The organism is Streptomyces albidus (ex Kaewkla and Franco 2022) (assembly GCF_013870515.1).
GTDB lineage: Bacteria > Actinomycetota > Actinomycetes > Streptomycetales > Streptomycetaceae > Streptomyces > Streptomyces albidus.
The window spans coordinates 1-6,883 of sequence record NZ_JACBXA010000281.1 but is presented as its reverse complement, the minus strand read 5'-3'; the positions used below and the strand labels follow the sequence as shown (position 1 = coordinate 6,883).

General features: G+C 71.7%; 6 protein-coding genes and 1 pseudogene. All 7 read right to left on the bottom strand.

The genetic code is table 11. The features are described from left to right. A pseudogene (locus H5J26_RS26625) lies at window positions 1-209 on the bottom strand (acyltransferase); the annotation flags it as partial. After that, window positions 206-454, bottom strand: a complete 249-nt coding sequence (locus H5J26_RS26620; protein ID WP_181768519.1) for an acyl carrier protein — start codon at window positions 452-454, stop codon at window positions 206-208. The pseudogene H5J26_RS26625 and the gene H5J26_RS26620, both read right to left, overlap by 4 nt. Then, entirely contained in the window at window positions 451-1,509 is a 1,059-nt protein-coding gene (locus tag H5J26_RS26615) for a 3-oxoacyl-ACP synthase III family protein (RefSeq protein ID WP_181768518.1), read from the bottom strand. Before H5J26_RS26615 ends, H5J26_RS26620 begins: the two co-directional genes overlap by 4 nt. Next, the gene (locus H5J26_RS26610; RefSeq protein ID WP_181768517.1) at window positions 1,506-4,541 is read right to left on the bottom strand and encodes a type I polyketide synthase; all 3,036 of its coding nucleotides are present in this window, start codon (window positions 4,539-4,541) and stop codon (window positions 1,506-1,508) included. Before H5J26_RS26610 ends, H5J26_RS26615 begins: the two co-directional genes overlap by 4 nt. Next, window positions 4,541-4,819 (bottom strand): acyl carrier protein, encoded by a 279-nt coding sequence (locus tag H5J26_RS26605; protein ID WP_181768516.1) that lies wholly within the window; start codon window positions 4,817-4,819, stop codon window positions 4,541-4,543. Before H5J26_RS26605 ends, H5J26_RS26610 begins: the two co-directional genes overlap by 1 nt. Window positions 4,820-4,900: 81 nt before the next feature. Then, window positions 4,901-6,688, bottom strand: a complete 1,788-nt coding sequence (locus H5J26_RS26600) for an acyl-CoA dehydrogenase (RefSeq protein ID WP_181768515.1) — start codon at window positions 6,686-6,688, stop codon at window positions 4,901-4,903. A 9-nt stretch (window positions 6,689-6,697) separates the two neighbouring features. After that, window positions 6,698-6,883: hypothetical protein (locus H5J26_RS26595; protein WP_181768514.1), on the bottom strand; the 186-nt coding region annotated here is incomplete at its 5' end.

The following is a 6,883-nucleotide window of genomic DNA, read 5'->3' as shown; positions in this document are numbered from 1 at the left end:
CGTCCCGCCGCGTACAGCAGGTAGCTCACCACCGAGTAGCGCTCGCCCCGGGCGCGGGCGGCCGCGCGGTGTTGCTGGACGCGGGTCATGTCGATGTCGGTGTCGAGGTGCACGGGACGCTGCTGGGCGGCCCATTCGAGGAAGAAGAGGGTGTGGCGCCGCCCACGCTCCGTGTGGGTGCGCGCCCCGCCGCTCTCACGCGAGGTCAACCGGACACCGCCAGGTCGTAGATCTCCTTCAGGCTGCGGGCCTCCAGCACCCTGCCGACCGGAACGGACCGTCCGGCGGCGGGCTCCAAGGCGGTGACGAGCTTGAGGAGGTGGAGGGAGTCCCAGTCGGGGAGTTCGTCGAAGTCGGTGCTCAACTGCCCCTCGGTGACGGGGAGTCCGAGTTCGTCCTGGACGAGGTGCGTGAAGTGCTCGAGGGTGAATCCGTCGGTGCTGCTGATGGTCATGAGGTCTTCTCCAGGGCGAAACCGGCCTTGATCCACTTGCTGGACTCGATGGCGACGGCCAGGGCCTTCTGCCCGTCGGTCATCTGCTCCAGCAGCTTCTCGATCTGCAGGAAGGGAAGTGCGTTGCCGTTGTTGCCGGTCTCCGCCACGCACGACACCTCGCGCGCGGTGGGGACGTCGAGCTGTTCGGTGATGAGCCGGGTCATGCGGCCGGAGAGCTGCGGCGGGAGCAGGTAGTCCAAGTCCTCGGCCTGCCAGTCGAGTTCACCGAGCAGCTCCCAGAGGATCTCCACCGCCATCACCGGGACGGACTCCTCGATGGCCTTGTAGTCCTCCCGCAGCGCCTGCCGGTCCTCGTGCCGGTCGGCGAGCCCGAACCACTCGATGACCTGGCCGGGTTCGCGGCCGAGACCGGTGAAGCGGTTGAGGACCTCGCGCAGGGCTACGCGCTGCCCGCGCGGCTCGTCGGTGAGCACCGCGGCGCCGGCTCCGTCCCCGAAGAGCACGAAGTTGACGAGGTCGCCGGGGGCGGCGCCGGTCAGGTCGCGCTGGAGGTCGAGGTGCTTGCTGCACACGTCGCCGCCGATGACCAGGCCGGTGCGGTACTCGCCGGAGGCGATCATGCTGCGTGCGACGCTCAGTGCCTGTACGGCGCCCGCGCAGCCCGACTGCAGCTGGAAGGTGGGCACTTGGTCGAGGCCGAGCTGGTCGGCGACGTGGTTGACGGTCGCCGGCATCAGGGTGTCGGGCGTGGCCGTGCCGAGCACGATGAACTCGATGTCCTGCGGGTCGACGCCGGGCGCGGCCAGGGCCTTCCCGGCCGCCTCCGCACACAGATCGGCCAGCGACCACCGCACGGTGCCGGTTGCCAGGTCGCGGGCGAAGTGCCGGGTCTTCGTGCCGATGAAGACCTCGATCCACTCAGCGTTGACGCCGAGCGTCTTGGCGAGCGTGTTGTTGTCCACCGCCTCACCGGGCAGGGCGGTGCCCACGGACGCGAGATAGGTCGCGGGCGAAGTGCCGCCCGCGCTCCCGTCCTGGCGTGTCTCGGTCATGCCTTCTTCTCCTGACTGCTACGTGTGGCCGGGTGCCGGCGCAGATATCCGATGAGGTCGCCGACGGAGGAGAGCCGCAGCAGCAGTTCCTGCATCTCCAGCTCGCTGCCGCCGGTCACGTGCTCCTCGATCCGGCCCTTGAGCTCCATCACCATCACCGAGTCGAAGCCGAGGTCCTCGTACAGCCGCAGGTGCGGGGCGAGTTCGGCGGGCTCGTATCCGCCGACCTGACCGAGGACCGCGAGTACGGCGTCCGCGACGCCGTCACCCGAGACCGCGGGCGCCGGCGCCGGCGCACCGGAGTGTTCCTCTTCCGGCTCGGACCCGGCCGCCGTCGTCCCGCCGGCGGCGACGGCAGCCGGCGCGGCAGTCACAGGCGTCACGGGATTGGCCGCCCAGTAGCGGTGTTCCTTGGAGAACTCGTACGGAGCGATCCGCTGCCGCACCCGCTCCTCCGCCGCGTACAGCGCCTCCCACTCGACGTCGAGGCCGTCGCGGTAGAGCACCGCGAGCGCCTCGGCCAGGTCACGGCCGCCGGACTCCTCGCCCTTGACGGGCAGCGCGACGGACGGGCGGGCACCGGAGGGTGGGGGGCCGAGACGGCGCGCGAGGGAGGTGAGGACGGGTTGCGGCCCGACCTCCACCATGTGCGTGGGGGCATCCTCGATGAGCGCGGCTGCGGCGTCCGCGTACAGGACCGGAGACCTGACGTGGGCGGTCCAGTAGTCGGCGTCCATCGCCTCGCCCGCCAGCAGCCGCCCGTGCACGGTGGAGTAGACGGGCAACTGCGGTACTCCCCCGCCGACTTCGCGCGCCACCTCGGCGAACTGATCGAGCATCGGCTCCATGAGCGGCGAGTGGAAGGCGTGCGAGACCTTCAGCCACCGGGTGGTGACGTCCTCGGAGCCGAGCTCCTTCTCGATCTGCTCGAGCGCCGTGATGTCCCCGGCGAGCACCGTGGCGCTCGGCCCGTTGACCACCGCCATGCTCACCTCCGGCTCGTCGGCGACACGGGCGGCCAGGGACTCGCGTCCCGCGCGGACGGCCAGCATGCCGCCGCCGGCGGGGAGTTCCTGCATCAGACGGCCGCGCGCGGCGATCAGCCGGGCGGCGCCCTCCAACGTCAGGGCCCCCGCGAGAACGGCCGCGGCGAACTCGCCGACGCTGTGCCCCAGCAAGAGGTCGGGCTTCGCGCCGAGTTCGGTGAGGGTGCGGCCGAGTGCCCAGCCGACGGCGAAGAGCGCGGGCTGGGTGACCTCCGTACGGTGGACGGACTCGTCACCGCCGAGGATCAACTCGCGTACGGACGTGCCGGTGTGAGCGCGCAGCGCCTCGTCTGCCTCGTCGAGGAAGCGCCGGTAGAGCGGCGAGTCGCGGTAGAGGCCGGCCGTCATGCCCGGGTACTGGGAACCCTGGCCGGTGAAGAGGAACGCGATGCGCTGCTCGGACGTGGTGCCGGTGCTCCTCTGGAGGACGTCCTCGCCTTCCGCGGCCGAACGCAGCAGCCCGGCGAGTTCACCGGTGTCCGCGGCGGCGACGGCGAAGCGGTGTCGGTGCCCGGACTTGACCGTGTTGCTGGTCCAGCACAGCGGGCCGAACGGCACCCTGCGCGCGGAGACGGCGTCCGCCTGGGCACTCAGATTGCGGCGCAGCGCCTCCGGCGTGGGTGCGGTGAGGGTGAAGAGAGGGGCGCCGGCACCGGTCCCGACGGCGGCAGGCGGCCCGGCGGGCCTTGCGGCCGCAGGTGCAGGTGCCGGTGCGGACTCCAGTACGGCGTGTGCGTTGGTGCCGCCCATGCCGAAGCTGCTGAGCCCTGCCACGGTCGGCCCGGACGGCAGCCGCAGCGGCGCCTTCAACAGCCGCAGCCCGTGTTCGCGCAGCCGGAGCCCGCCGTTCTCACGTGCGGCGAACCTGCTGGCGGGGACGGTGCGGTGATGCAGCGCCAGGGCCACCTTGATGAGACCCGCGATTCCGGCGGCGCCTTCGGTGTGCCCGAGATTGCCCTTGACGGAGCCCAGCGCCATCGGCTTGCCGGAGCGTCCCGCGTGGTGGTGTCCGAGTGCCCGCACCTCCATCATGTCGCCGAGCGCGGTGCCGGTGCCGTGTCCCTCGGTGAAGGTCACCTCCGAGGGCTCCACCCCGGCCCTGCGGTACGCCGCGGCCAGCACGTCCTGCTGGGCCCAGCGGTTGGGCGCGGTGAGGCCGTTGCTGCGGCCGTCCTGGTTGACGGCGGTGCCGCGGATGACGGCGTACACGCGCTGCCCGTCCGCGACGGCGTCCTCCAGCCTGCGCAGTACGACGGTGCCGACGCCCTCACCGCGTCCGATGCCGTCGGCTTCGGAGCTGAAGGGCTTGCAGCGCCCGTCGGGGGCGGAGAGCCCGGCCTGGGTGTAGAAGATCGAAAGCGCCGGTGTGAGCGCGATGTTGACGCCTCCGACGACGGCCTGGTCGCACTCCCCCGCGAGCAGCGCGTTGGCCGCCAGGTGCGTGGCCACGAGCGAGGAGGAGCACGCCGTGTCGACTGCCAGGCTGGGTCCCTTGAGATCCAGGTGGTAGGAGATGCGGTTGGCCGTCATGCAGTAGCCGTTGCCCGAGCCGACGTGGGCGGTCACCCGCGGGTAGTCGGTCAGGTGCAGCTGCGCCCACTCGTTGCTCATGATGCCGACGAACACCCCGGTGCTGGATCCGCTCAGACCGTGGGGCGGGTAGCCGGCGTCCTCCACGGAGCGCCACGCGGACTGGAGCAGCAGCCGCTGCTGCGGGTCCATCGCGGCCGCCTCGCGGGGGGAGACGGTGAAGAACTCGTTGTCGAAGGCGTCGGCGTCGCTGATGAAGCCGCCCTCGGTGGTGTTGGAGCGTCCTTCGGCACCGGTTGCGGAGTGGAAGCTGCCTGCGTCCCAGCGCTGCTGCGGTACGTGGCTGACGCCGTCACCGGAGCGCATCAGCAGGTCCCAGAAGCCTCCGGTGTCGGGCGCCCCGGGGAAGCGGCAGTCGATGCCGACGACGGCGAGCCTGCCTGCGGGAGCGCCCATCAGGCTGCCCCCGGTCCGGCTGCGAACTCCTCCAGCAGGTGCCCGGTCAGCGCCTGCACCGTCGGGTAGTCCCAGGCCACGGTGGGCTCCACCATGATCTCGAAGTCCTCTTCGATGTCGCCGCAGAGGCTGAGCGCGGCGACCGAGTCCAGTCCGTACTCGGCGAGCGGCACGGTGGGGTCGATCTCGGCGGTCTCGCGCTGCAGATAGCCGGCGATGCGCTCGACCAGCCAGGTGGACAGTGCCTGGGCGGTGGGACCGGTGGTGGGTGCGGACATGGCGAACTCCTCGGCGGGGATCGGCAGTCGATCCGTGGTGGCGGGTGGTGAGCGGGAATGCTGGATCTCCTCGGCCGGCGGTCAGCCGGCCAGCGGGGTGTCGTACAGGTCGTAGCTGCGCTGCTCCTCGAAGCGGCGCAGCACTTCTTCGTGCACGCGGCTCTCGCAGCCGTCGGGCAGGTCCGGGGGCTGCTGTCCGAGGCGTCGTGCCAGGCGGTGCAGCGCCGCCGCGGCCCAGGCGGCGTCGGCGAGGAAGGGGTCCTCGTCGTGGCGTGCCTGCTGCCACACGCCGATCACGGATGCGGCGGCGAGCAGTACCGCGTACCGGTCTGCGAGTTCGAAGGTCTCCGGGCTCGCGAGCGCGGTGCGGTTCTGCGGGGTGAGGGAGCGGCTGCTCTCCTGGAGCCTGCGCAACTCCCCCGTCAGGCCCAGCGCGAGGTTGTGTGCCGCCCTCTCCTGCGGTGTGCCGCCCGGCAGTTGGTCGACGGCCGCGACGAGCGTGGCACTCAGGGCGTCCGTACGGGCGGCGAGGGTGAGCTTGTCGTAGGGGACGGGCCCCAACTCCTCGCGCGGACGGAAGAGCCGGGGCTCTGCCGGCTCGGACTGGAACCAGGAGCGCCTGGCCAGCCGGGACAGCTGCGGGATGATGGTCGCCTGGCACGCCGCCGATCCGGCGTGCCCGAGGCTGAGCACGGGCAGGTCGCGGATGTGCTTCTGGAAGATGCCGAACTCGCCCTCGCGGACGTAGTAGCGGGCCCCCAGCACGACCGACAGGGCGTTCATGGTGTCGCCGAGCATGCGCGGCACGAGGTACTTCACCGCCGCCGCGTACACGCTCGTCTCCCCGGGCAGCAGATGCACGGCGCGCGACGCGGTGAGCGAGAGGCTGTCGCAGATCAGCAGGTCCAGGAAGGCGCCGGTGAGGGTCGCTCTGGCGTGCGGGATCTCCAGCACGGTGCGGCGGTAGAGCTGGCGCCGGGCGGCGAAGCGCACGACCGTGCGCAGCCCCGTGTCCACCGCGCCCAGCGCCATGCCCGGCATCGCGCTGCGGGTCAACTGGAAGGCCCTGAGGGCGACTTCGACGCCGTGGCCCACTTCGCCGACGAGGTCGGAGGCGGGGACGGGGCAGTCGTCGAACTCGAGGCCTGAGAGGTGACAGCCCCGGACGCCGACGGCGTCGTAGCGGGGCAGTACCCGGTGTCTGGCGGGGTCGAGTCCCGCGCGTTCCGTCATCAGAACGGAGTGGCTGCGGCTGCCGGGTGCGGGGTCCGTACGGCTGAAGAGCACCCAGGCGTCGGCCCGGTCGGCGTTGTTGATGACCTGTTTGGCGCCGTTGAGGAGGTAGCCGCCGCCCACGGAGGGCCGCGCCTCGAACTCGTTGCGCACGAAGTCGTTGCCGTGGGCGAGCTCGTGGTACGCCACCGACACCTTGCCGCCGTCCAGCAGGAGCGAGGCCAGGTGGCGGCGCTGCTCCTCGCTGCCGGAGGTCCACACGTTGACCGCGGCCATGAAGGACGTGACGCCGTAGCCGAGGCCGAGCGCGACGTCCCGCCGGAAGAGCTGGCGCATCACCCGGACCAGGGTGTCGACCCGCTCCAGCCGGCCGCCCAGTTCACGCGGCACGAAGTCGGCGTTGAGCACGAGGTCGTCCAGGAGGCGTTCGCCCTCGCGGGGCAGTTCGCCCGCCTCGTCGGCCTGGAGCAGACGCGCGTAGGAGAGCTCGTTGCTCTCGTCGTGGGGGTCCGCGAAGCGCTCCTCCAAGGTGGCGACGCGTGAACTCACGCGCGCTTCCTGGCCGGTGAGCGGATTCTCGTGCCGGCCATCGCCGGACGCCTGTTGCGCCTCCGTGGCAGCGGTACCGATCGGCATTGCGTCCTCTCAGCTCTTTCCGGTCGTCTCGGCGCGCTGTTCCGGGCGCTCCTGCTGCGGGGCGCGCCCCGGCAGTCGCTGCGGGAACAGCGCGAACAGCTCGCCCTCGGCGCGGGTCGCGCGCAGCCGGGTGAGGAGCCCTTCGTACGCCTCGGGGTCCTGGGCGCCGGGCTCGCCGAGGCGCACCAGCAGACG

Bases quoted from the DNA above. Each gene is read 5' to 3' on its own strand.
- H5J26_RS26620 (WP_181768519.1), bottom strand. From the start codon at position 454: ATGACCATCAGCAGCACCGACGGATTCACCCTCGAGCACTTCACGCAC.
- H5J26_RS26615 (WP_181768518.1), bottom strand. From the start codon at position 1,509: ATGACCGAGACACGCCAGGACGGGAGCGCGGGCGGCACTTCGCCCGCG.
- H5J26_RS26610 (WP_181768517.1), bottom strand. From the start codon at position 4,541: ATGGGCGCTCCCGCAGGCAGGCTCGCCGTCGTCGGCATCGACTGCCGC.
- H5J26_RS26605 (WP_181768516.1), bottom strand. From the start codon at position 4,819: ATGTCCGCACCCACCACCGGTCCCACCGCCCAGGCACTGTCCACCTGG.
- H5J26_RS26600 (WP_181768515.1), bottom strand. From the start codon at position 6,688: ATGCCGATCGGTACCGCTGCCACGGAGGCGCAACAGGCGTCCGGCGAT.